This is a genomic window from Exiguobacterium sp. TDN 0502 (assembly GCF_050846835.1).
Classification (GTDB): Bacteria; Bacillota; Bacilli; order Exiguobacteriales; family Exiguobacteriaceae; genus Exiguobacterium_A.
This window is the reverse complement of the sequence record NZ_JBOZGJ010000003.1, coordinates 200,957-225,021: the sequence shown is the minus strand read 5'-3', so window position 1 is coordinate 225,021 and position 24,065 is coordinate 200,957. Positions and strand designations below refer to the sequence as shown.

Genomic DNA, 24,065 nt, shown 5'->3' with positions numbered 1-24,065 from the left:
AGCCATAGAAAAAGCTCCCTTCAAAAAGTAGACAGTTTTTGTTATTTCAACTGTCTACTTTTTGGGGAGCATATCACAGTGCGGGCGAACGTTTTTTTATTAAAAGAAGCGCTCCGAGAGGAAAAGGAAGATTTTCATCCCGAGAAATACGCCGAAGATGCCGACGATCGCCGGAAAGACGGGCGGCGCGGGAATAGGGAGTTTAAGTGCGGTAAAGACGACTCCGCAGATTACACCTGCGAGTAAAGATAATAAGATTTGCTGAATCATAGGTTGCGTCCTTTCTGCTGTTAAACAGCTTCATGAATCACCTTCATTTGCGACATACGGTCATTGCAAAGAAGCGTTTTGATCAAAGATGATCTTTTCTTCCTTTTTTTCGATAGGAAGCCATTTGTTCGTAAGGGGTGCGGAAAACGTAGGTTTTTGTTTCAACTTCCCACTCGTATAGTCTTGAATCAGCAACTGTGATTCACAGCTCTGTTTTCCGTCGCTGACGTAGTGATACGAACCGTCAGCAGATTGTTCACGTGCTTTAATGTTATCAGCAAGTGCCAAGGCGAGACAGTCTTTTAGATAATCTTTATGCTCTTCATCCATGATCGGGAACAGAATTTCAATCCGTTTTCGCATATTGCGTGTCATCCAATCCGCGCTCGAGCCATACATCAACTCCTGTCCGCCGTGATGGAAGTAGAAGATGCGCGAGTGTTCAAGGTACCGATCGACGATTGAAACGACTCGGATGTTGTCGGAAACATCCTTGATACCGGGACGTAAACAACAGACCCCCCGGATGATCAGCTCGATTTGGACACCGGCACGCGAGGCTTTGTACAGCTTTAAAATGATATCCTTTTCAGTCAGGCTATTCATCTTTGCAACGATTCGACCGTTTCCATGTTTTTTATGGTGCTGAATCTCTTCGTCAATCAAAGAGAGGAACTTTTCGAGCATCGCGTTGGGAGAGGTTTGAATGACATTCCATTCGGGTTGTTCCCCGTATCCGGACAGCCAGTTGAAAAAATTCGTCGCATCTTCGGCAATTTCTTCACGAGATGTCAACAAACCGACATCCGTATAGAGCTTTGCGGTTGAATCATTATAATTACCAGTACCGAGATGAACGAAACGTTGAATTTTTCCTTCCTGAAGCCGGACGACGAGTGTGATTTTTGAATGGGTCTTCAAATCGCTATAGCCATAGATGACGTGAGCACCTACTTTTTCGAGTTGTTTTGCCCATTCGATGTTTTTCGCTTCATCAAACCGGGCTTTCAGTTCGACGAGAACGGTGACCTGTTTCCCATTTTCGGCTGCCGTCTTCAAGGCTTTGATAATCGGCGAGTCACCTGAGACGCGATAAAGCGTTTGTTTAATGGCCAGGACGTTTGGATCGTTCGCAGCCTGAACGATGAAGCGGACGATCGGGTCGAACGTATGGTATGGATGGTGCAACAGGTAATCGCGTTCGAGTAACTGATTGAACAGATTTTTAGAACTATCAAGCGCAGGGGGGTCAACTGGCATGATCGTCTGATAAATCAGATGATCATACTCAATCCCGATTTGACTATAGAACGCAAAGGCGAACGTCAAGTCAAGCGGACCGTCAACAGCAAAAATATCACGTTCTTGCAGATCGAGTACATCCCTTAACATATTGAGCAGTTCCGTATTGATGGCTGTCTTTTGAACTTCTAGACGAATGGCGACACCCCAACGCCGTTTCTTTAATTCCTTTTCGATCAATTTCAACAAATCATGAGTGCCTTCTTCATGGAACGGAAGATCCGCGTTACGGGTGATGCGAAAAGGCATAGCAGATAGTACACGATAACCTTTGAATAGGCTGCTGATGAAGGCGACGATGACATCTTCAAGTAAGATGATGGCGGTCGTCTCTTCATCAGGGACAGGTAAATCAACGAATCGTGGCAGGACGGCCGGTACTTGAACGAGTGCTAAGTTTCGTTTTGTTCCATCTTCCGCCTCAAGTACCGTTGCGATGTTCAACGACTTCGAAGATAACATCGGAAATGGACGATAAGCGTCGACGGCAACGGGTGTCAGGACAGGGAAGACCTGTTCCCGAAAGAACGTTTTCACATAGGTCGTCTGTTCGGCGTCTAGCGCATCATATTTCAAAAAGGTGATGCCCTCGTCAGACAACGTTTTATGGATTGTTTGAAATGCTTCGTATTGACGATCGACAAGTTCTTTTGTTTTTGAGGCGATGGCGCGCAACTGTTGTTTGGGTGTCATCTGCTGTTTGTTTTCCGGCTTATTAAAGCCCGCTAGGACTTCATCCTTTAAACCGCCGACACGGACCATGTAAAACTCATCTAAATTGGAGCTGAAAATACCGAGAAATTTGAAACGTTCCATTAGTGGATTGCGGGTATCGAACGCTTCATCTAAAACGCGTTCATTGAACTGTAACCAACTAAGCTCACGATTATTGAAATGCTCGGGAATATCGAGCTTCATGAAAGATCGTCTCCTTTCGTTTCGAAAGTGATTGTACAATCAATGATCCGTTCAAGATGCTTTTTTTGTTTTTCAGCTTTTTCGACTTCAAAGCCGTAGTCGTGATCACCTGTATCCAAGACGAAGCGCAGTTCGTCTTTTTCCGAAAACAGTTCGAGATGATCGACTGCTTTACGCTCCGTGATGTCAAGGGAATGGCTTAATTTTAATAAGGCACCGAGTAAGTCGAACCGATCAAGTGATTTTTCGGTAAACCAGTCTTTGAAGGGTTTGGCTAACTGTTGCATCCGTTTGGCCGATGAGTACGAGCTGACGAGCGCGAGCGCCACACGGTCTTTGTGCGTCATCCCGTTTAATTCAGTATTTGTCAGCAAATAGAAGGTTTGATCGGACCGGGTATCCGGATTGATGTATTGTCCGCAGTAAAACAGACGACTTGCTGAATCCAGTAAGCGTAAATCCGACGCCCGTTCCGGAATCACGTCGAGCGTAACGAGTTGACGGTACATCGACTTTGCGAGGGTACCGATATAGGTTGCGCGATCTCGGTTGACCTTATAATCGCTCTCCAGTTGATAAAGGCTTTGCTCACGCACGTTTTCGATTCGGCGATACGCTTCATCCTGTACATCAAACTCGTAGACGAGACCCTCCCGGAGACCCAGGTTGCTCATGACGAATTCTTCTGCTTCGATATGTTGTGCGAGTTCTTGGATGGCGATCAGCGCCGGAAGAAAGATATCAATTCGATCTTTTGACAGCCCTTCGATTTTGGCTAATTGTTTGGCAGACTTTCCTTCTAAGTCGTCAACCATCTTCGAAAGCTCTTTTGCCTTGATTTGATACTGGTGCACGCTGTGGAGTGGATAATCCTGATTGGCTTGATGAATCCGGACGAAGTTTCGGGCAGATCCGCCGACACCGATCAAGGGTAGTTCTTTGTCCGTCAACCAAGGAATCGTTTCAAATTGTTCGCGCAGAAACTTCACGAGCTTTTTCTTGTCGCTGGAACTTAGTGTCTCATCCGAGACGAACTGCCGGGTAAGCGTGACCGCACCGAACGGAAAGCTGTGATATGCGACCATTTCCCGGTTCTCAATCAAGGTGACCTCCATCGAGCCACCGCCGATATCGACGGAAAACCCGTCTTCGAGGAAAGTCGAATTGATGATGGCGAAATAGCCGTAATAGGCTTCTTGTTCGTCCGACAGGACTTGGATCGAAAATGGCGTATGCTCGGTGACGGCAGCAACGATTGCTTCTTGATTCGTTGCATTGCGAATCGCAGCAGTTGCGACGCAAATCGTCTCCTCGACTTCATGCGTGATCCCGACCTCATAAAAGCGATGTAACGTTTCTTCGAGTAATGCGATTCCTTCCTCGTCGAGTGCCCCATCTTCATTGATGTGAGCAGACAGACGGGCAACGACTTTAATATTAATCTTCTCGATATACCGTCCGGAAGCAATCGGGTGGAAAATGACATAACGGATCGAGTTGGAACCGATATCGATGACTGCAAGTTCTTGTTTCAAATGACTCCGACTCCTCTCTACAATGCGTTCCATATAAAGATTTCCCTCTAGGCTCCAGCTGAAAACAGCTAGCTTCTTTCTTTATTGTACTCTGATTTTTTCACCGTAGGGTAGGAAGTTGTTAGAGTTGCACCGTTAATTCACCGGCGCTATAATAAGACAGTTGAATAAGACGTAATTATTCCGTTTTACGATAACGGAAGGAGTGAGAATAGATGGAAACACCCATTATCGAGATTGACCAGGTGAGTTACGACTATCCGGATCGACGGGTTTTGAATCAGGTCACGTTTCAAGTACAGCAAGGTCAATTCCTAGCCATCGTCGGTGAAAATGGATCGGGAAAATCGACGTTGATTAAATGTATATTAGGTTTGTTGCAGCCAAAAGGTACGATTCGTCTATTTGGACAACAGCAGTCTCAATTCAACGAATGGTGGCGCATCAGCTACGTATCGCAAAAAGCAGCATCCTTTAATTCAGGATTCCCGGTGACGGTTGCTGAAGTCGTTGAAATGGGTTTGTATGCGAAGAAAGGACTGTTTCACCGCCTGACGCGGACGGATCGCGAAAAAGTTCGCACTGCGCTTGAGACAGTCGGCATGTGGGAGCGTCGTGACTCGAAGGTCGGTGATCTGTCTGGTGGGCAGCAACAACGTGTCTTCATTGCCCGCGCCCTCGTGAATGATCCGGATCTCATGATTTTGGATGAACCGACGGTCGGGGTGGACCAACGGTATGTCAAGGAATTCTATGAAATTCTAGAAGAGTTACGCCGTGATAAGCGTCGGACGTTCGTTCTTGTCACGCATGATATTCATTTCGTCAGTAAACTCGTCACGGATGTCATTCATCTCGTGGATGGACGGTTAGGCTGTAATTGTGGCATCAAGGAGTACTGGGAGCTTGATGAACAGACGATCCGGTCTCTTTATCCGGTTCCCGGCCGTGTCCTTGTACATGAAGGGAAGGGTGTCTGATGATTGAGGCATTCATGACCTTGAAGTTTCTGCAATATGCGTTAGTTGCAGCCATCCTGATTGGCTTCACGGCACCATTGATCGGTTCATTCGTCGTCGTTCGGCGGATGAGTTTGATCGCCGATGCGCTGTCGCACGTCACATTAGCCGGAATTGCGCTCAGTCTCTTGATTTCTGGGATGATTGCACAACTGGCAGACCTGAATCCGTTGTATTTAGGAATCGTGACAGCAGTCATCGCGGCACTGACGATTGACTGGTTGCGGGCGAAGTATAAGCACTTTCAAGAATTGGCGATTCCGATCATCATGGCGACAGGAATGGGTCTTGGAGCGACATTCATTAGTCTTGCGAACGGCTTTTCGATGGATCTCGTCTCCTTCTTATTCGGAACGGTCTCAGCCGTCGCCTTGACGGATGTCTACACGATTTTTGCTGTGACAATCGTCGTCGTCATTTTCGTCATTGCATTCTATAAGGAATTGTTATTTTTATCATTTGATGAAGAACAGGCACGTGTGTCGGGGATTCGTCTTCGTCTTGTGCATGTCCTCTTCATGATTGTCGTCGCACTTGTCATCGCGATCAGCATGCGGATCGTCGGAATTCTGCTTGTTTCCAGCTTGATTACGTTACCGGTCGCAGCAGCACTTCGGATTGCCAAAAGTTTTAAGGCGACAATCTTTTATGCCATCCTCTTTGGCGAAATCGCAACAGTGCTTGGACTCATTCTGGCGTATCAATTTGATTTGGCACCGGGTGGAATGATTGTCTTACTGGCGGTTCTTGAATTGATCATCGTCATGTTGTTGGAACGATTTTGGATGGGAGGGCAAACACATGAAGACGAACATCGAACAAGCGCGTGAACGGATGAAGGCTTCCGGCTTCAAGGCGACACCGAAACGGCTGGATCTACTATCCTATCTGTTTGAAGTGAATCGCTATGTCAGTGCACGGGAAGTAGCGGAAGCCCTTCGAATGTCCCATCCTTCACTCAGCTACGATACGATTTATCGGAACTTGAATGATTTTTCGGACATCGACCTGCTAGAGGTGACAGAACTCGACGGAGAGATGAAATATCGCGCAGCGTGTGCTTCGGGTCATCATCATCACCACCTGATTTGTCGGATTTGCGGGAAAACAGAGACATTGAATGTCTGTCCGATGGAATGGATTTCGCCGGTTCAGGAAACTGGGTTTGAAGTCGAGGATCATAAATTCGAAATTTACGGTCGTTGTGCAAGTTGTCGACGTATGACGTCTTGAACAAAGAGTATGTCCGATCGGACATGCTCTTTTTTTGTTTTAGGACTAGACCGCTTCAAAACGGGAATAGTCGAACAGAGGTGATGAATAGATGATTTATGATACTCAGGAAGCGAGACAGATTGACGAGTGGGCACGAACATCAGGACTGCCGCTAGAAGTCTTAATGGAACGGGCAGGGAGTCAGATTGCAGATATGCTGAAACGACGTCACACGAAAACGGAGCGTATATTGATCTTGTGCGGTACAGGCAACAATGGCGGGGACGGGTATGTGATTGGTCGCGAATTACTGCGAGACGACTACGATGTCACGGTCCATGCGCCGTTCGGCGAAAATCGTTCAGAAACATCCCGGGTGCATGTGCACTATGCGGAAGCTTTCGGACTCGTGACGGAGCAACCATGCGGGCAATATGATGTCATCGTTGACGCCTTATATGGAACAGGATTCGATCCGACACGTATAAGCTCCGCCTTCAAAGAGCAATGCGATTGGGTGATGGATCAACGACGCCAAGGTGCATGCGTGTATGCCGTTGATATGCCGAGTGGTGTTCCGACGGATCATGCGAAACGATTCGAACGGATTGCCATCCACTCCGATGTGACGTTTCAATTACATGCCGTGAAGCGATCGACGTTTTTAATACAAACGGCTCCCTTTTACGGCGAATCGGAAGTCATTGATATCGGATTACCTTCTTTTGGAGAATGGAGGCGTTTTGACGAACAACTCGATTCATTGTTCAAGCGAGATCGGTATGGTCATAAAGGAACGTATGGCACAGCCTTATTGATTGGCGGTAGTGATAAGATGCCGGGATCGATTCAGTTAGCAACGCGGGCAGCCTTGCGAAGTGGTGTCGGTAAGTTACAGGTGGCAACGACTGCACTTGCGAAGCATGGCATCATCGTTCAAGCACCGGAAGCAATGCTTCTTGATGCATCGCTTCCGGCGATTGAAGAGATGCTTCCATCCGTAACGGCAGTGGGTATCGGACCGGGTCTTGCGCACGATGAAATCGAACTGTGGGTCGACCGCTTACTCGAGAGTGACCGACCGCTTTTGTTGGATGCGGGTGCACTTGTCAAACAGTCATATCCAGAGCGCTCGGCGCCTATCATCGTCACGCCACATATCGGTGAATTTGCGCGAATGACGAATCAGAGCGTCTCGGCTGTACAGGAGGATTTATTCGGTCAAGCGACAGAATATGCACAGATTCATGGGGTGACAGTCGTATTGAAATCGCATGTCATCGTGATCGCCCGACCGGACGGCGGGGGATATGTAGTTGCGGGAGCATCCAGCGGACTAGCAAAAGGCGGAAGCGGCGATACTTTATTTGGAGTTCTCACCGGGTTACTAGCACAAAATCCGACAGATGATGTGGAACGAACACTTGCGATGGGGGCATCCTGGTATGCGCATGCATCCAAACAAGTGGAACACCGTCTTCATCCGAGTAGTTTACTTGCGAGTGATGTCATAGAGGAGCTTGGAAAATTAAAATGAATCAGTAGAGTGAAAGTCTTCCTAATCGAATCAGGTGAGGGAAGACTTTTCATTTAAGGAAATAATTGACACATCGCTTTCGATAGGAGTATCATCAAGCGATGTCGAATGAATGATTGAAAAAGATATAGGAAAGGAGGCGGACACATCATGGATGAAATCGTTCGAAAACAGCAGTGGTGGATTGGAAACTTTGCCTTATTCATGATGATCGTCGGTGCGCTGATCATTTGGACGACGACGGAAGAGACGATCAAGAATGCTTATCTCAGTCGTACGGCAATTATTACATTTTTATTGATCATGGGACTTTTTATATTTTATATCAGCCGTCGAAAGATGGGAACGGTTCTCCAAACCCATTTACTATCGCTTATGCTGTTGGTCGTTCCGATTACATCAATCAGCTTTTTACCATATGCGGCAGTAACCGTCTGGGCTAGCAGTTTCCTGTTTTTGATGATTGCACTCATATCCTATCAACGCATCATGATGTGGTATGCGATATTCGTCACAGTAGCAACGAGTTTATATGTTATGTGGAACACACGGACGGTTACGGTCGAAATTGACCCATCGGATCATTACGGGCGGATCGGAATGATTTTAATTGGTGTATCGATTGCGCTCGTAATCAATCATTTGCATATCCGTAATTTAAATCGACTGAACGATTTAGCGAATCAATTGCATGACACGGCACGCCGAGACGAGGAAACAGGAATCTTAAACCGTCAGGGATTGAATGAATTGACCTTCGCGCACTCCCATCAGCATTTGATTTTCGTCGGGGTTCATTTGCAAAATTATTATGAACTGGCGCGGTATTTCGGAGAGGACATTCAATCTCAAGTTTTACTTGCCTGTATCGATCGATTGAAGGAACAGCTCCCCCCGTATCAGGCGTTTGCCCGGATCGAGGCGGAGACGTTGCTGATTGTCATGGCGAAGCCGGATGAAGTCGCATGTAAAGAGGCGATGGAAGAACTCAGTCAGGCGATTTCTGTTCCGTATGAGATTGAAGGGCATCATATCTTTGTCAATATTTCAATCGTCATTGATAACGGGGAAGGAGCCACATCGAATCGAAAGCGGCGAGTCCAGCAATTGTTGACGGCTTTACAGGAGACAGCCCAACAAAATGAACGACTGATGTGTATCGACCAATCCTGGCGTGAAGATCAGGAATTACGTGTGAATGCAGCGCGGTCATTGGCTCAGGCCAACATCAAGACGGACTTTCATCTCGTTTATCAGTTGCAATACGATGTGCAATCAGAACAATTTATCGGCTTGGAGGCACTGGTCCGGTGGAAAACGAATTTACGAGGGGCCGATCGACCGTCTGTTTTCATTCCGATTGCCGAAAAAAGTGATCTGATCATTCAACTAGGTGAATGGATCTTTGAGGAATGCTGTAAAACAAGGCAGACGCTAACGGGACTCGTACCAGACGATTTTACGTTATCGGTCAACGTATCGCCGCGGCAGTTGACGAGTGAGGGCTTCATGCCGTTCATTGAACGGACATTACTCAAGTATGGATTAAAGCCCCAACAGATAAAGATTGAAATCACAGAAAGCCAGTCACTGGATTTCGAGAGTCAATCGATTCACCGAGCGCTTAAACGGATTAAGACGCTCGATTTCCCGGTTTCGTTAGATGACTTCGGAACAGGACATGCATCGTACCATGTCCTGGAGCGGTTGTTGCCGTTACGACAATTAAAGATCCCGAAACAGTTCATTGAACAAATCGGAAAATCTGAGAAACGACAATCTATTTTGGAATCGATTTTTCAATTGAGTCAATCGATGCACGTCGAATGTATCGTTGAAGGGGTCGAAACCGGAGAGGAAGTACAGATTGCAAAGGAAATTGGAATTCATCTATTCCAAGGGTACTTTTTCGCAAAACCGGTCCCGCTTGAAGAAATCATGTGCCTGCTTCAAAAAACAAACGAGAGCACGACACGCTAGAAAGAAGCCGCTTCTGTCCGTCATTCGGAGCAGGAGCGGCTTCTTTGATAACTATGAGTGATATAAACGATATTGATTTCGACCATGGACTTTCGCTTCATAAAGTGCAGCATCAGCGTGCTTGAATACGAGGTCTGCTGAGTCGTGCGAAGCATAGGCAATACCGGCGGAAACCGTAATGGATACCGCGTGATCCTGCATGACGAAAGGTGCCTGTGGAACTACCTGCACGATGGTGTCTGCCAATTGAACAGGATCATGTACACGCGTATCAGGAATGATGACGATGAATTCCTCACCTCCGTATCGTCCGACCGTGATCGGCGAGGGACAATGCTCATTCAAGAGAATTGAAAAATGACGGAGTACAGCGTCACCGACTGCATGGCCGTGCGAATCATTTACAGATTTGAAATGGTCCAGATCGAATAAAATAACGCCCCACGTAGCATCGTGTTTCTCGAGTTCTGTGACTTTTTCTAAAATGACATGTCGATTCGCGAGACGAGTCAATTGATCTGTCGAAGCCAAATAAGATTGATAGGAGTAGAGGACGAAGTGCTGCTGAAGAAGGGCGGATAATCGATAGAATAAGATGGCTCCGCCAATCGTTAGAATGAAATATGGAATATAAACCGTCGTCCATGCATTTGCAGGGGAAGAGCTTGTGATTAACCGCCAAAGCACGAGCAGCGAGCCTGTAGTGACGATTGCCGTATAAAAATAGGCTTGTCGCTTGATAAAACGGCGAAAGAGCAAGGAAAAGACTAGAAATCCAGCCAGTGTCATAATGGAATTCAGTAAAACGTCCAGCGTATCACCAGTCGCAATCAAAAAGCGATAGACGAGTAACGTTAAGCCCGTTACCATGAGACTGACATTTCCACCGAATAACGCGGACAACGCCAGCGGTAACAGCCGCAAGTCAATCAATGCACCGTTTAGATCAATTGCATTATGCATAAGTAAAACACCTGCAACGCCGTTCGCTAATCCGAAGTAAATGCGTGTAGAAAGCATCGAGTCTTCCTGAATCGGCAACCGGTTGCGAAGTAAATAAAATGAAAATGTAGAGATAAGAAAGATGATACAAATATTTAAAAAAAAGATATTCACTGTTACAAGCATCATGAAACCCTTTCCTTTTTAAAAGTCTAAAGATAGTGTACAGGACGTCAGCACAAAATGACATGAGAAATGGAAAAAACAGCCTAATCGGCTGTTTATTAACGAATGGGTGCAAATTTATGAATCTCTTGAACCGCTTCGTTCCAGGAAGCAACACGAATGACATTCGCCGGTACGGCTTTTCGATTATACGGAGCATCGAATAAAATGACAGGAATCAATGTATCTTCAGCAATTTGCACAGCATTTTCCAATCGATCTTCCATGAAGAGGTCAAGGGATAAATCACGAACGACCTGCACTTTATCGTGTGATCCCGTCATGATCAAGGAATCAAGCGGAAGCTCGTGTTGTCTGATCCACTCTTCAGTGACCGGGCGAACGAGTTCCGATCGTGCTGTCACGTAATGTAAGTCAAACTGTTTTCGTAAGTTCCATAAGTGATGCCGTACGCGATCCTGTGGGATCGACTCACGGTAAATACCCGTCTCGTGACCGGAATTCACCATGTACTCCCAAAATTCGATTTGATTCATATCCGTATACGTATGCAGTTCGTATTCAGACGCCTGACTGAAGTCAATCGACGTACCGAGATGTTTGTTCATATATGTGAAGCAAGAGGATGGATGTGTAATCGTTCCATCGATGTCAATTCCGATTTTCATTTGCAGCCACCTACGATCTAAGAATTTTCTTCACTTAGTATAACATAGACGAAATCGAGATACGAAAAAAGACTCCTCACGGGGGAGGAGTCTAAAACTTATGCGTGGTTTGCTTTTTCAGCTTCTTTTTCAGCTTGCTTTTCAAGAACGATCGCATCGATCTCTTTTTTCAATTCGTCGACCATTGTCGCTTCCGGTACTTTACGGATGATTTCTCCGTGACGGAACAACAACCCTTCGTTACGGGCTCCGGCGATTCCGATATCAGCTTCACGTGCTTCCCCAGGACCGTTGACCGCACAACCTAGAACCGCAACTTTAATGTTCGCTTGGATGTTTTCGATATAGTCTTCGATTTCTGCGGCGATCGACATCAAATCGATTTCAATCCGACCGCATGTTGGGCATGAAATCAATGTCGCGGCGTTCGCGGCAAGACCGAATGATTTCAAGACCTCTTTTGCAACTTTGACTTCTTCGACCGGATCCGCTGAAAGAGATACACGAACCGTGTTCCCGATTCCGCGTGACAAGATCGCGCCAAGACCCGCTGCTGATTTTAATGAACCAGAACGAAGTGGTCCGGATTCCGTGATTCCGACGTGAAGTGGGTAGTCGAATGATTCAGAAGCGAGTTGATATGCTTCAAGTGCCAACTGTACGTCAGAAGCTTTAAGTGAAACGATGATATCGTGGAAGTCGAGATCTTCAAGGATCTTGATGTGGTGCAACGCACTCTCGACCATACCACGGGCTGTCGGGTAGCCGTATTTTTCGAGAATGTGCTTCTCGAGTGAACCGGCGTTTACCCCGATCCGGATTGGGATGTTTTTCGCTTTTGCTGCTGTCACGACGGCTTCGACTTTTTCGCGACGACCGATGTTACCCGGGTTGATCCGGATTTTATCGACGCCGGCTTCGATTGCCATGAGCGCGAGTTTATAGTTGAAGTGAATGTCTACGACAAGCGGAATGTTGATCCGGCTTTTGATCTCTGCAAGTGCGAGCGCATCACGTTCTTCAGGACAAGCGACGCGGACGATTTGGCAACCAGCTTCTTCAAGACGTAGGATTTCAGCGACTGTCGCTTCGACGTCGTGTGTTTTAGTTGTCGTCATACTTTGGATGATGACTTCATTATTTCCACCAATGACAAGGTCCCCTACACGAACGGGACGAGTCTTAGAGCGATGGACCATTTTCGGCATATCGAAAATCTCCTTTTGTGGCATACCGCCATATTGTTTATGTTTACCTTTTCTATCATATCGAACTATTCCCTAAAAATCGAGAAACAAGAACGAAAATCGAACATTTACAATTGTTTAATGAAAGAAAGGCGTCCGTCAATCCGTCGGACGCCTGATTTTGATGCTCATAGAGGTTTACGTGAAGCGCGTGGCTTTGAGGAACGGGCGATCCATAAAGGGACCAACGTGTAAATCAAGTGTCCGATGATGAGTAAAGAAACTCCTATTTGATGATGACCCAATTGATAAAGAAGCATGCCAAGAGGGAAGGTCCATAAATTCGTAGCAACCGTGTAAGGGAACGTTTGCCGATATGCCCAGGGGCGGGGGAGTAACAGACGAACGAATCCTTTCGTCAGATAGGCCATCAAGAGCAAATACAGTAAGACGGCAATGGCGATGAAGATCAAGTGAAGAACGAACCAAATCACGATTGGAATATCTTTTTGTAAAAAAAAGGAATCAATGAGCGTCGTCCACAGTGAAATCCAAGCCAATCCACAGAAATACATGGAAACATCTGCGAGACGTAATCGAAGAAATGACCGATTTGGAATTAGGGAAGTTTGTAAGTAATTAAGGAATTGACGTAAAAAAGACACGATTATCACTCTTTTCTTTGTTTTATAACAGTTTAATAATTTGAGATTAATCATTGATAAATAAAGAATAATCTGTATTGATACAGTTTAATAAAACCTTAACAAATGGATATCTGAAAAACTATTTACAAGTTCAACAGACCTTTACATAATAGGGGAGTCGTGAAAGGACAAACTTTACAAACAATTCAATCCACATGAAATAAAGGAGCTGGCAAGATGAACTATGATTTGCAGGAAATGATTTTCACTTTCATCGGTGGACTCGGGATTTTCCTATTCGGTATTAAGTATATGGGAGATGGTCTTCAAAAAACAGCCGGAGACCGGTTACGTTACATCTTAGATAAATATACGACGAATCCGTTGCTTGGGATACTAGCGGGTATCGTCGTTACCGTCCTGATCCAATCCTCATCAGGAACGACCGTCATCGTCGTCGGACTCGTCAGTGCAGGTCTGATGAATTTAAGACAGGCAATCGGTGTCGTCATGGGGGCGAACATCGGAACGACGATTACGGCGTTCATCATTGGCTTTAACGTCAAGGAAGCGGCGTTACCCGCCATTGCTCTTGGAGCTTTCCTGATTTTCTTCTTTAAAAAGGAACGGATTCAATATATCGGTCAAATCGTCTTTGGTTTTGGTGCGCTTTTCTATGGTTTGACGCTGATGGGAGATGGCATGGAGCCTCTTGAGTCAAGTGTCTGGTTCCGGGAATTGACGGTATCGATGTCTGATAATCCGTTACTCGGTGTCTTCGTCGGAACGATTTTCACGGTTCTCGTCCAATCGTCTTCTGCGACGATCGGTATCTTACAAGAGTTATACTCTGGTGGCATGATCGATATCAAAGCAGCATTGCCGGTCTTGTTCGGTGATAACATCGGAACGACGATCACGGCTGTACTTGCAGCACTCGGTGCCTCGATTGCAGCGAGACGGACAGCCGCCGCACACGTCATCTTCAACATCATCGGAACGCTGCTGTTCTTGATTGCCTTACCGATTTTCTCAAGCTTCATCACGTGGATCACAGGTACACTCGATTTAGGTCCGAAGATGCAAATTGCCTTTGCACACGGGACATTCAATGTCGTCAATACGTTGATTCAGTGCTGGTTCATCGCGCAAATCGCATGGCTCGTTCAAAAAATCGTTCCAGGAACGGATGCGACGATCGATTCGAAGCCGCGCCATCTCGATCAGAACATCTTGAATCAATCTTCTGCACTTGCTTTAAGCCAAGCGAAGCTAGAAGTCTTGCGGATGGGAGAATTCTCAAAAGATGCACTCACAAAAGCACATCGTTATACACTTTCGCATGATAAGAAAGATGTCGCAGAATCTGAACAAATTGAATATGCGATCAACCACTTGAATACGGAAGTGACGAACTATCTCGTCAAAGTAGCTGCACATGACTTATCAGAGCGTGAATCGAATGACCACTCATTGTTGATGCATGCAATCAACGATTTCGAACGCATCGGTGACCATGTCGAGAATATCGTCGAATTGATCGATTTCCAAATCGTCAATCGGATCCATTTCACACCAGCTGCGAAACAAGAGCTGGAAGAGATGTACGTCTTGACGCAAGAAATCGTAGAATGTGCCGTCCGTGCGGTCGAAGAAGATGATGTCACACGTGCACGCAAGGTGCTTGAATTAGAAGGAAAGCTGGATGCTCTTGAACGCTCATTCCGAAAGCATCATGTCTTACGTGTCAACGCAGGAGAATGCTCTGGACAAGCGGGGATGATCTTCGTCGACTTACTTTCAAACCTTGAACGAATCGGCGATCACGCTGTCAATATTACGGATCTCGTGCTCGAACAACGGACAGCATTAAGCAATTAAGCCTGTATTCACAGTCCTGAACAGTTGTTTCCTTGAAAATGAGGAAACAACTGTTTATTTTTTTGAAATAGCATATTGACAAGAAACGTTACATCTCGTAATCTAATAAGAGTAAAGCAACACACATCATGGCGGTGTAGCTCAGCTGGCTAGAGCGTACGGTTCATACCCGTGAGGTCGTGGGTTCGACTCCCTCCGCCGCTACTATTTTACTTAAGGACCCTTAGCTCAGCTGGTTAGAGCTGACGGCTCATAACCGTCCGGTCGCAGGTTCGAGCCCTGCAGGGTCCATTCAGTAGAACGCTTCTCGTTAATAGACGGGGAGCGTTTATTTTTTTGTTACTCCGGGGAATAGTAAAGATATTGTAATAATATTCATACTATAGTAACTAAGGGAGAGCGAAGAGAGATGGAACGTAACCATACGATGATGCAGTTTTTTGAGTGGCATGTAGAGAATGATGGGAAGCACTGGCAACGCTTGAAAGAGCGGGCGCCTGAATTACGTGCTGCCGGCATCACGTCCGTGTGGATTCCACCGGCGTCAAAAGGTCAATCAGATGAAGATACAGGATATGGCATCTATGACGTGTATGATTTAGGTGAATTTGATCAAAAGGGAACGGTCCGTACGAAATACGGCACGAAGGACGAACTCGTCGAAGCGATTCAAGTCGCTCGTGAGAACGAAATCGCCGTCTATGCGGACGTCGTCATGAATCATAAAGCAGCAGCCGATGAACTTGAGACAATCAAGGTCGTTGAAGTCCATCCGGAAGATCGTTCAAAAGAAATTTCAGAAGAGTTTGAAATCGATTCCTGGACGAAATTCACCTTCCCAGGTCGTAACGGGAAGTATTCGGATTTCGTCTGGACACACGAATTTTTCAATGGAACGGACTTTGATGCGCGTGAGGAAAAAACAGGCGTTTTCAAAATATCGGGTAAAAATAAAGATTGGAATGATCAAGTTGATGATGAATTCGGAAACTATGATTATTTGATGTTTGCGAACATCGACTATAACCATCCTGAAGTACGTGAAGAAATGATCCGCTGGGGACACTGGTTCAAAGAGACGATTGACTGCCAAGGGTTCCGACTCGATGCCATCAAACACATCAACTATGAATTCGTCCGTGAATTTGCGAAATCAATGATTGAAGCGAGTGAAGACGATTTTTACATGGTTGGTGAGTTTTGGAAATCGGACCTCGACGATTGCCGGCACTTCCTTGATAGTGTCGACTATACGATCGATTTATTTGACGTACCGCTTCATTATAAGTTCCATGAAGCTTCAAAACAGGGGCAGGAATTTGATTTGACGACATTGTTTGCGGATACACTGGTTGAATCACACCCGACGAACGCCGTCACGTTCGTCGACAATCATGATTCACAACCCGGGGAATCACTTGAATCATGGGTGGATGACTGGTTCAAACAGCACGCTTATGCATCGATTTTACTCCGGAAAGATGGTTATCCATGTGTCTTCTATGGCGATTATTATGGGGTACAAGGACCGGAGCCGGTCGAAGGGAAAAAAGAGATGATCGATGCTTTATTGTATGCACGCTATCATAAAGCATACGGTGACCAAGAAGATTATCTTGATGATCCACATTGTGTCGGTTGGGTTCGTCGAGGTGTTGACGAAATCGAGAACTCTGGCTGTGCCGTCTTGCTATCGAATGCTGATATGTGTGAAAAACGGATGTTCGTAGGCGAAGAGCGTGCGGGTCAAGAATGGTACGACTATACGAACCATCAGGATCACCCGGTCGTGATCGATGAAGAAGGATTCGGAGTCTTCCCGGTTCCCGGCGGCGGGGTTTCCGTTTTTGCCCCACGAGAAGTCGAGTGAAACCGAGGGTCTTGACTTGCGTCAACACAGGTTCTTTTGCTAGTCTTAAAGAGTATTGAAGTTATGAAAATAGCACAAAGGGGGACATGAACATGTCAAAATTTGAATTACCAGAACTCGGCTACGCTTATGATGCGCTTGAGCCACATATCGATGCTCGTACGATGGAGATTCACCACACGAAACACCACAACACGTATGTCACGAACGTGAATGCGGCGCTTGAGGGTACAGAACATGAAGGAAAGTCACTTGAAGAACTTCTTCAAAACTTGGATGCTCTCCCGGCAAACATTCAAACTGCAGTCCGTAACAACGGTGGCGGTCACTGGAACCACTCATTCTTCTGGAAATTGTTGAAGAAGAATGACGGCGCTACTCCAACAGGAGAACTTGCAACTGCAATTGACGAAGCATTCGGTTCATTCGATGCCTTCAAAGATGCGTTTGCAAAAGCAGCAACAACTCGTTTTGGTTCAGGTTGGGCTTGGTTAATCGTTGACGGTGGCAAATTGGCAGTCGTTTCGACACCAAACCAAGATACACCGGTCATGGAAGGCAAAACGCCGATCCTCGGTCTTGATGTTTGGGAACACGCATACTACCTCAACTATCAAAACCGTCGTCCTGACTACATCAACGCATTCTTCAACGTTGTAGATTGGGATCATGTAGCGAAGCTTTATGCTGACGCGAAGTAATGTGAAAACGAGCGTATCGTTCAATTGTGAACGATACGCTTTTTTTAATGCGGAAAATGATGGGATAGGTTGTTATGGAAAGTTTCCTTCTATATAATGAAACAAGATGACTTTTGAACGATAGGGGAGTACGCCATGGCTAAACGAATTACCGTACGAGGAAGACGGCGTAATCACTTGCCGCTTCGTCTGAATTTAATGTTCTTCGTCGTTTTTTTATTGTTTGCGATTTTGATTTTCCGTCTAGGAGTCGTCCAAATCGTCAATGGTGAGAAAATTTCGCGGGAAGTCCAAAAAACAGAAATGATCGCATCGAAATATGAAGTACCACGCGGGAAGATGTATGACCGGGACGGTCGTCTTCTTGTCGATACGATTTCTAAATACTCAATCGTCTATCGTCGCGCACAGACGACGAAAGTCGATGAGCGGATTGAAATTGCGCAACGTCTTGCGGCAATCATTGATTTGCCGAAAAAAGACTGGAAGGTTACGGAACGAGATGTGAAAGACTTCTGGGTAGCAACGAATACGAAGGAGTCTGATCGTCGTTACCAAGCAGCCGTTAAAAAGAAGTATCCTTCAGCAGAAGAACAAAGTAAGCTCTCGATTCCAGAGCAAGATCAAATTCGTTTAGATGCCATCACAAAAGAGGATATCGATTATGATGATCAAACGATGGAAGTCATCGCCATCAAACACAACATGGAAGTCGGGTATGCCCTAGATCCACAGTTGGTTAAACTAGGAGCATCGGCAAAAGAGATGGCGATCATTGATGAGAACCTCGAAGATTTAAAAGGGGTATCGGTTGAACCTTTCTATGAGCGTTCATATCCATATGAAGGAACGTTGCGGAACATCTTCGGTAAATATTCGAAGATTCCGGCAGAGCAACAAGCTGAGTTCAAAGCAAAAGGATACAGTTTGAATGACCGCGTCGGGACGTCGTTCCTTGAACAACAGTATGAAGACCTCTTACGCGGAAAACCAGCTTACGATGTCTATGAGACGTTTAACGGAGAGCCGGTCGGTGATCCGAAGCGGGAAGAAGGCGAGTCCGGTAAGGATCTCGTGTTGACTGTTGATGCAGAATATAATAAACAAGTTGACCAAATCATGCAGCAAGCCATCAAGATGGGGCGCGGCATGGGTAGTCGTTATTTAAAAGAAGGATATGCCGTCGTCATGAATCCGCAAACAGGTGAAATCTTAGCGATGTCAGGTCAAAAACTTGATCCTTCGACTGGGAAGTTCACGGATGTGGCAATCAATAACGTCTTGACCTCCCTTCAGATCGGTTCGACGATCAAAGGGGCGACGGTCGCGATGGGACTGCAGGAAGGTGTCATTCGCCAAAACGAAGTCATCAATGATGCACCAATCACGATCGGAGGCACAAAAAAAGCATCATATGTTAACATGGGTCCCATCACGGATTTAACGGCGCTTGAGCGTTCATCGAACGTCTACATGTTCAACATCGCGATGCGGATGGCGAAGTATCCGAGTAACGGGATTGCCGGGGCGAGCGTTGATGCCGCAGCGGCAATCATGCAAAACTATTACAGCCAATTTGGTCTAGGTGTGACGACTGGAATCGATTTGCCGTATGAAGCAAAAGGGGTTCAAGGGACACCGGACCGTGTTACGTTGCTGATGGACCGAGTCATCGGTCAGTATGATGCATTTACACCACTTCAGGTCGCGCAGTATATTTCAACGCTTGCGAACGGTGGCTATCGCGTACAGCCCCACTTCTTAAAAGAGGTACTGGCCTCGAACTCGATTGAAAAAGAAACGAAAAAAGTCGATTACAGTTTTAAGACGAATTATTTGAACCGGATTGAAGTCAGCCAAGAAAACATTGATCATGTAAGAGAAGGTCTTCACCGCGTCGTCAAAGGTGAGCGCGGGACTGCGAAAGTCATCGCCCAAACGGGAATTGACGCAGCAGCGAAGACAGGTACAGCGCAGGTCAGCGTATACGGTGATGATGGAATCGCTTTGCGTGATGGTAGCGGTCAACCGATTCGTTCGTTGAACTCGAATCTTGTCGGCTGGGCACCGTATGATAATCCGGAGATTGCTTGGGCTGTCTTCCTTCCTTATATGGAACAAGAAACGGTCAACTCGAAAATCGGTCATGACCTGGTCAAAGCATACTTCAATGTCAAGGATGTACCGTGGCAGACTAAGCCAAATTAACTAGTTATCAAGCGAGAGTGAGCCATCACTCTCGTTTTTTTTGTTTGTATTGACCTTTTTTTCTAATGGATTTCGAATTGTAAACACCAAAAAACACGCCTTTACAATTCTTTTACGTTGGATTCATTTCGTTTTAATAGTTCATCCGTAGTATAAGTCTTGTAAGGAAAACGGATAAAAAGTCGTAGCATCGTCAGCGACATAATTTCGAGGAGGAAAATTAATCATGTCTTGGATGAAAAAAACAGCATTAATCACAACGGTAGCATCAATCGCGGTAGTCGGAGCGGCATGTGGTAACGATAAAGGCGGTTCTGCTAGTTCATCTGATTTAAAAGGAAAAATCGCAATCGACGGTTCTTCTACAGTCTTCCCGATCATGGAAGCTGTCGGTGAGGAATATTCAGCTGAACAACCAGATGTCGATGTCACAGTAGGTGTTTCTGGAACAGGTGGCGGATTCAAACGCTTCGTCGTCGGTGAAACGGATCTCTCGAATGCCTCACGTGAAATCAAAGAAGAAGAAGCAGCTGAAGCAAAGAAAAATAACATCGAATACACAAAATTAGCACTCGCATATGATGGTTTGACTGTCGTAGTCAGCAAGGAAAACACTTGGGTCAAAGAACTTTCACTTGATCAACTTGAAAAGATCTGGCTAGATCCAAACGTCAAGACTTGGAAAGATGTCGATTCATCTTACCCAGCTGAACCATTGAAATTCTACAGCCCTGGTAAAGATTCAGGTACGTTCGATTTCTTCTCAGAAAAAGTACTTGAGAAAAAAGACATGCGTAAAGACGTTCAATTGTCTGAAGATGACAACGTCCTCGTTAAAGGCGTCGAAGGAACAAAAGGGGCAATCGGCTACTTCGGTTATGCGTACTACGCTGAAAACAAAGATAAGTTGAAAGAAGTCCCAGTTTCAGCTGATGGAAAAGACGCAGTCGATCCAAAACCTGAAACAATCAAAGATCTGTCTTATCCGTTGTCACGTGAAATCTACACGTACGTCAACAACAAATCATTGAATGATAAAAAACAAGTAGCAGATTTCGTGAAGTTCGCTAACGAAAACGCAGGTGAACTCTCGGAAGAAGTCGGCTATATCAAAATGCCGCAAGATCGCTATGATGAGAACGCTAAAGCAATCGAAGATGCAATGAAATAATCATCGAGTCATGAGGATGGCCCAACCGGGGAAGTCTATACCGGTTGGGTCCCGTTCTCATGTCAAGAAGGAGTAGGGAGCGAAGAAGGATGAATTCAACACCAAACAAATCGGTTCGCGAGCTGATTCAACAGAACCGACAGCAAAAATTCAGTACGAAAAACGTCATGGAACGCATCATGCCGATCGTCTTATTTCTCTGTGCGTTTGTCTCGGTCGTTACGACCATCGGCATCATTCTCACGTTAGTCATCGAAACAGAGCACTTCTTTGAAGTCGTGCCGTTCAAGGAATTCTTCGGCAGCACGAGCTGGTATCCACTGAACTCGCAACCAGAGTACGGGATTTGGCCGCTTGTCGTCGGTACACTTGAGATTACCGTGATTGCGATGCTAGTTGCCGTGCCGATTGGCCTCACGTCTGCGATTTATTTAAGTGAGTATGCGTCAGACCGCGCACGTCGTATTTTAAAACCAATTTTAGAAGTATTAGCTGGAGTGCCGACGATCGTTTTCGGATTCTTTGCGTTGACGTTCGTTACTCCAATCCTTGATAAAGTGATTCCAGGTCTCCAAATTTATAACGCCTTAAGTCCGGGGATCGTTGTCGGGATCATGATCATTCCGATGATTGCTTCGATTTCTGAGGATGCAATGAGTTCTGTACCGAAAAAGATTCGTGACGGCGCCCTTGCACTTGGATCGACACGTCTTGAAGTTGCTGTAAAAGTTGTCGTACCTGCTGCTTTATCAGGGATCATCGCATCCATCGTTTTAGGTATTTCACGTGCGATTGGTGAGACGATGATCGTTACGATTGCAGGTGGTTCGAATCCGACAGCCGCAATCAATCCACTTGAGCCTGTCCAGACGATGACTGCGTACATCGTTCAAGTAGCACTTGGAGATGCCGGATTTGGAACAGTCGAATACTACAGTATCTACGCAGTTGGTACGTTACTGTTCGTATTCACATTACTAATGAACCTACTAGCGAACTGGATTACACGTCGCTTCAGAGAGGAGTACTAAGATGGCCTTACCAGAAAAACAACCCGTTACGAAAAAATTCATCGATCCAGTCGCGGTGAAGAAATCGATTAGCCAACGACTTGTCGTCAACAACGTTACGAAAGGCATCTTTCTCGTCGGACTATTTTTCGGTCTTGTCGTACTAGGTATTCTTCTCTATGGCGTCATCCGGGATGGTGCGTCTTGGTTATCTCTTGATTTCCTACAAAATGCACCTTCGCGTCGTGCTGAACGTGCTGGAATCTATCCGGCGTTGATGGGATCCATCTATTTGATGCTCTTGATCATCCCGATGATTTTCATCATCGGTGTCGGAGCTGCGATTTATTTAGAAGAGTATGCGAAGAAAAGCCGGATGACTTCGTTCATCGAGATTAATATCTCGAACCTTGCCGGTGTACCGTCAATTGTCTTCGGTTTACTTGGATTGACGTTCTTCGTTCGAAACATGGGATTCGGTTCGACATTGATTGCAGGTGCCTTAACGCTTGCCTTGATGAGTCTTCCGGTCGTCATCGTCTCGTCGCAAGAGGCGATTCGTGCTGTTCCGCAAGCGATGCGCCACGCGTCACTTGCACTCGGGGCTTCGAAGTGGCAGACGACGTTTAAAGTCGTGTTACCTGCTTCATTGCCGGGGATCATCACAGGAATCATCCTTGCCGTATCACGTGCGATTGGTGAAACAGCACCACTGATCATGGTCGGGGCCGCGATTTTCATCGCCCGTGCACCAGAAGGGATTTTCTCTTCGTTTACTGCTTTGCCGATTCAGATTTACAACTGGACGAGTCGCCCGCAAGCGGACTTCCAAGGTCTTGCAGCTGCAGGAATCATCATCTTGATGGTCATCCTACTTGCGATGAACTCCATTGCCATCTGGATCCGAAACCGTTTCTCAAAACGTTACTAACATGAACTTGATCGATAGAAGGGTTTTCTTGAAGGAGGAAGACAGATGATGGATACGAAGCTGAATATGAAATCAGTCGTCACAGAAGGGACGGAGCGTATGAACCAGCCAGTTGCAGCACAAGAGAGCGTTTATAACGTCAAAGACTTAAACCTATGGTACGGCGACGATCACGCATTAAAAGATATTAACTTAGATATTAAGAAAAATGAGGTCACAGCAATCATTGGACCGTCTGGATGCGGAAAATCCACATTCATCAAAACATTGAATCGAATGGTGGAACTTGTTCCGATCGTACGGACGAACGGTGCAATCGATTATCACGGACGCAATATCTTTGATAAGGATTACGGTGTAGAGGAGCTTCGGACGTCTGTCGGAATGGTCTTCCAGCAACCGAATCCGTTTCCGAAATCGATTTATGACAATATCGCGTATGGTCCACGTGTCCACGGCGTCAAAAACAAAAAAATCCTTGATGAGATTGTTGAGCGCAGTCTTCGACGGGCAGCTATCTGGGATGAAGTCAAAGATCGCTTGAATGAAAATGCGTATGGACTCTCTGGTGGTCAGCAGCAACGTTTATGTATCGCCCGTTGTCTTGCAATCGAGCCGGACGTCATCTTGATGGATGAACCGACATCGGCACTTGACCCGATTTCTACATTAAAAGTAGAAGAACTCGTCCAAGAATTGAAATCAGATTACTCGATCATCATCGTGACGCACAACATGCAGCAAGCAGCTCGTGTATCTGACAAAACAGCGTTCTTCTTAAACGGTGAAGTCGTCGAGTTCGATCAGACAGACCGGATCTTCGGAAATCCAAGTGACAAGCGGACAGAAGATTACATTTCAGGACGATTCGGATAAGAAGGGGAGAC

At 46.0% G+C, this 24,065-nt stretch carries 20 protein-coding genes and 2 tRNA genes; 15 read left to right on the top strand and 7 right to left on the bottom strand.

The features are described from left to right. Positions 1 to 99 precede the first annotated feature (99 nt). From ACRPK8_RS05780 to ACRPK8_RS05770, 3 genes are read right to left on the bottom strand one after another with little or no spacing between them, the layout of a single operon-like run. Positions 100 to 270 carry a XapX domain-containing protein gene (locus tag ACRPK8_RS05780; RefSeq protein WP_432237335.1) on the bottom strand — a complete coding sequence of 57 codons (171 nt, stop codon included), beginning with the start codon at positions 268 to 270 and terminating at the stop codon, positions 100 to 102. 60 nt (positions 271 to 330) lie between these two features. Next, positions 331 to 2,490: an RNA degradosome polyphosphate kinase gene (locus ACRPK8_RS05775; RefSeq protein WP_432237334.1), complete on the bottom strand. Its 2,160-nt coding sequence runs from the start codon at positions 2,488 to 2,490 to the stop codon at positions 331 to 333. Further along, positions 2,487 to 4,025, bottom strand: coding sequence for a Ppx/GppA family phosphatase (locus tag ACRPK8_RS05770; RefSeq protein ID WP_432237333.1), 1,539 nt, complete (start codon positions 4,023 to 4,025; stop codon positions 2,487 to 2,489). Before ACRPK8_RS05770 ends, ACRPK8_RS05775 begins: the two co-directional genes overlap by 4 nt. Positions 4,026 to 4,240: 215 nt before the next feature. On the opposite strand from ACRPK8_RS05770, the gene ACRPK8_RS05765 reads away from it, so the two are divergent. The 5 genes from ACRPK8_RS05765 to ACRPK8_RS05745 all read left to right on the top strand — a co-directional run bounded on the left by ACRPK8_RS05765 (position 4,241) and on the right by ACRPK8_RS05745 (position 9,776). Continuing rightward, positions 4,241 to 5,005 carry a metal ABC transporter ATP-binding protein gene (locus ACRPK8_RS05765; protein ID WP_432237332.1) on the top strand — a complete coding sequence of 255 codons (765 nt, stop codon included), beginning with the start codon at positions 4,241 to 4,243 and terminating at the stop codon, positions 5,003 to 5,005. Further along, entirely contained in the window at positions 5,005 to 5,874 is an 870-nt protein-coding gene (locus tag ACRPK8_RS05760) for a metal ABC transporter permease (RefSeq protein ID WP_432237331.1), read from the top strand. The genes ACRPK8_RS05765 and ACRPK8_RS05760 overlap by 1 nt, the downstream gene beginning before the upstream one ends. Next, a complete protein-coding gene (locus ACRPK8_RS05755; protein ID WP_432237330.1) occupies positions 5,846 to 6,277 on the top strand; it encodes a Fur family transcriptional regulator in 432 nt (143 codons plus the stop codon). The genes ACRPK8_RS05760 and ACRPK8_RS05755 overlap by 29 nt, the downstream gene beginning before the upstream one ends. 91 nt (positions 6,278 to 6,368) lie before the next feature. Then, complete coding sequence (locus ACRPK8_RS05750) at positions 6,369 to 7,796, top strand: NAD(P)H-hydrate dehydratase (protein WP_432237329.1); 1,428 nt, start codon at positions 6,369 to 6,371, stop codon at positions 7,794 to 7,796. A gap of 150 nt (positions 7,797 to 7,946) precedes the next feature. After that, the gene (locus tag ACRPK8_RS05745; RefSeq protein ID WP_432237328.1) at positions 7,947 to 9,776 is read left to right on the top strand and encodes an EAL domain-containing protein; all 1,830 of its coding nucleotides are present in this window, start codon (positions 7,947 to 7,949) and stop codon (positions 9,774 to 9,776) included. Between the two features lie 51 nt (positions 9,777 to 9,827). On the opposite strand, the gene ACRPK8_RS05740 is transcribed toward ACRPK8_RS05745, so the two are convergent. The 4 genes from ACRPK8_RS05740 to ACRPK8_RS05725 form a co-directional block, all read right to left on the bottom strand. Then, positions 9,828 to 10,904 carry a GGDEF domain-containing protein gene (locus ACRPK8_RS05740; RefSeq protein WP_432237341.1) on the bottom strand — a complete coding sequence of 359 codons (1,077 nt, stop codon included), beginning with the start codon at positions 10,902 to 10,904 and terminating at the stop codon, positions 9,828 to 9,830. Positions 10,905 to 11,002: 98 nt separating this feature from the next. Then, positions 11,003 to 11,572 carry a 5' nucleotidase, NT5C type gene (locus ACRPK8_RS05735; RefSeq protein ID WP_432237327.1) on the bottom strand — a complete coding sequence of 190 codons (570 nt, stop codon included), beginning with the start codon at positions 11,570 to 11,572 and terminating at the stop codon, positions 11,003 to 11,005. A 98-nt stretch (positions 11,573 to 11,670) separates the two neighbouring features. Then, entirely contained in the window at positions 11,671 to 12,780 is a 1,110-nt protein-coding gene (ispG, locus tag ACRPK8_RS05730; RefSeq protein WP_432237326.1) for a flavodoxin-dependent (E)-4-hydroxy-3-methylbut-2-enyl-diphosphate synthase, read from the bottom strand. Positions 12,781 to 12,947: 167 nt separating this feature from the next. Continuing rightward, entirely contained in the window at positions 12,948 to 13,253 is a 306-nt protein-coding gene (locus ACRPK8_RS05725) for a hypothetical protein (RefSeq protein WP_432237325.1), read from the bottom strand. Between the two features lie 390 nt (positions 13,254 to 13,643). On the opposite strand from ACRPK8_RS05725, the gene ACRPK8_RS05720 reads away from it, so the two are divergent. The 10 genes from ACRPK8_RS05720 (at position 13,644) to pstB (ending at position 24,054) form a co-directional block, all read left to right on the top strand. Further along, positions 13,644 to 15,287, top strand: a complete 1,644-nt coding sequence (locus tag ACRPK8_RS05720) for a Na/Pi cotransporter family protein (protein ID WP_432237324.1) — start codon at positions 13,644 to 13,646, stop codon at positions 15,285 to 15,287. 130 nt (positions 15,288 to 15,417) lie between these two features. Further along, positions 15,418 to 15,491, top strand: a tRNA-Met gene (locus ACRPK8_RS05715). Between the two features lie 13 nt (positions 15,492 to 15,504). Then, positions 15,505 to 15,578, top strand: a tRNA-Ile gene (locus ACRPK8_RS05710). Between the two features lie 118 nt (positions 15,579 to 15,696). Beyond that, complete coding sequence (locus ACRPK8_RS05705) at positions 15,697 to 17,157, top strand: alpha-amylase (protein WP_432237323.1); 1,461 nt, start codon at positions 15,697 to 15,699, stop codon at positions 17,155 to 17,157. A 92-nt stretch (positions 17,158 to 17,249) separates the two neighbouring features. Then, positions 17,250 to 17,858: a superoxide dismutase gene (locus ACRPK8_RS05700; RefSeq protein WP_432237322.1), complete on the top strand. Its 609-nt coding sequence runs from the start codon at positions 17,250 to 17,252 to the stop codon at positions 17,856 to 17,858. Positions 17,859 to 17,993: 135 nt separating this feature from the next. Beyond that, entirely contained in the window at positions 17,994 to 20,066 is a 2,073-nt protein-coding gene (locus tag ACRPK8_RS05695; protein ID WP_432237321.1) for a peptidoglycan D,D-transpeptidase FtsI family protein, read from the top strand. Between the two features lie 226 nt (positions 20,067 to 20,292). Continuing rightward, the gene (locus ACRPK8_RS05690) at positions 20,293 to 21,237 is read left to right on the top strand and encodes a PstS family phosphate ABC transporter substrate-binding protein (RefSeq protein WP_432237320.1); all 945 of its coding nucleotides are present in this window, start codon (positions 20,293 to 20,295) and stop codon (positions 21,235 to 21,237) included. 89 nt (positions 21,238 to 21,326) lie between these two features. Further along, positions 21,327 to 22,268: a phosphate ABC transporter permease subunit PstC gene (pstC, locus tag ACRPK8_RS05685; protein ID WP_432237319.1), complete on the top strand. Its 942-nt coding sequence runs from the start codon at positions 21,327 to 21,329 to the stop codon at positions 22,266 to 22,268. Between the two features lies 1 nt (position 22,269). Next, positions 22,270 to 23,178 carry a phosphate ABC transporter permease PstA gene (gene pstA / locus ACRPK8_RS05680; protein ID WP_432237318.1) on the top strand — a complete coding sequence of 303 codons (909 nt, stop codon included), beginning with the start codon at positions 22,270 to 22,272 and terminating at the stop codon, positions 23,176 to 23,178. A gap of 99 nt (positions 23,179 to 23,277) precedes the next feature. After that, complete coding sequence (gene pstB / locus ACRPK8_RS05675) at positions 23,278 to 24,054, top strand: phosphate ABC transporter ATP-binding protein PstB (RefSeq protein WP_432237340.1); 777 nt, start codon at positions 23,278 to 23,280, stop codon at positions 24,052 to 24,054. Positions 24,055 to 24,065: the final 11 nt, after the last annotated feature.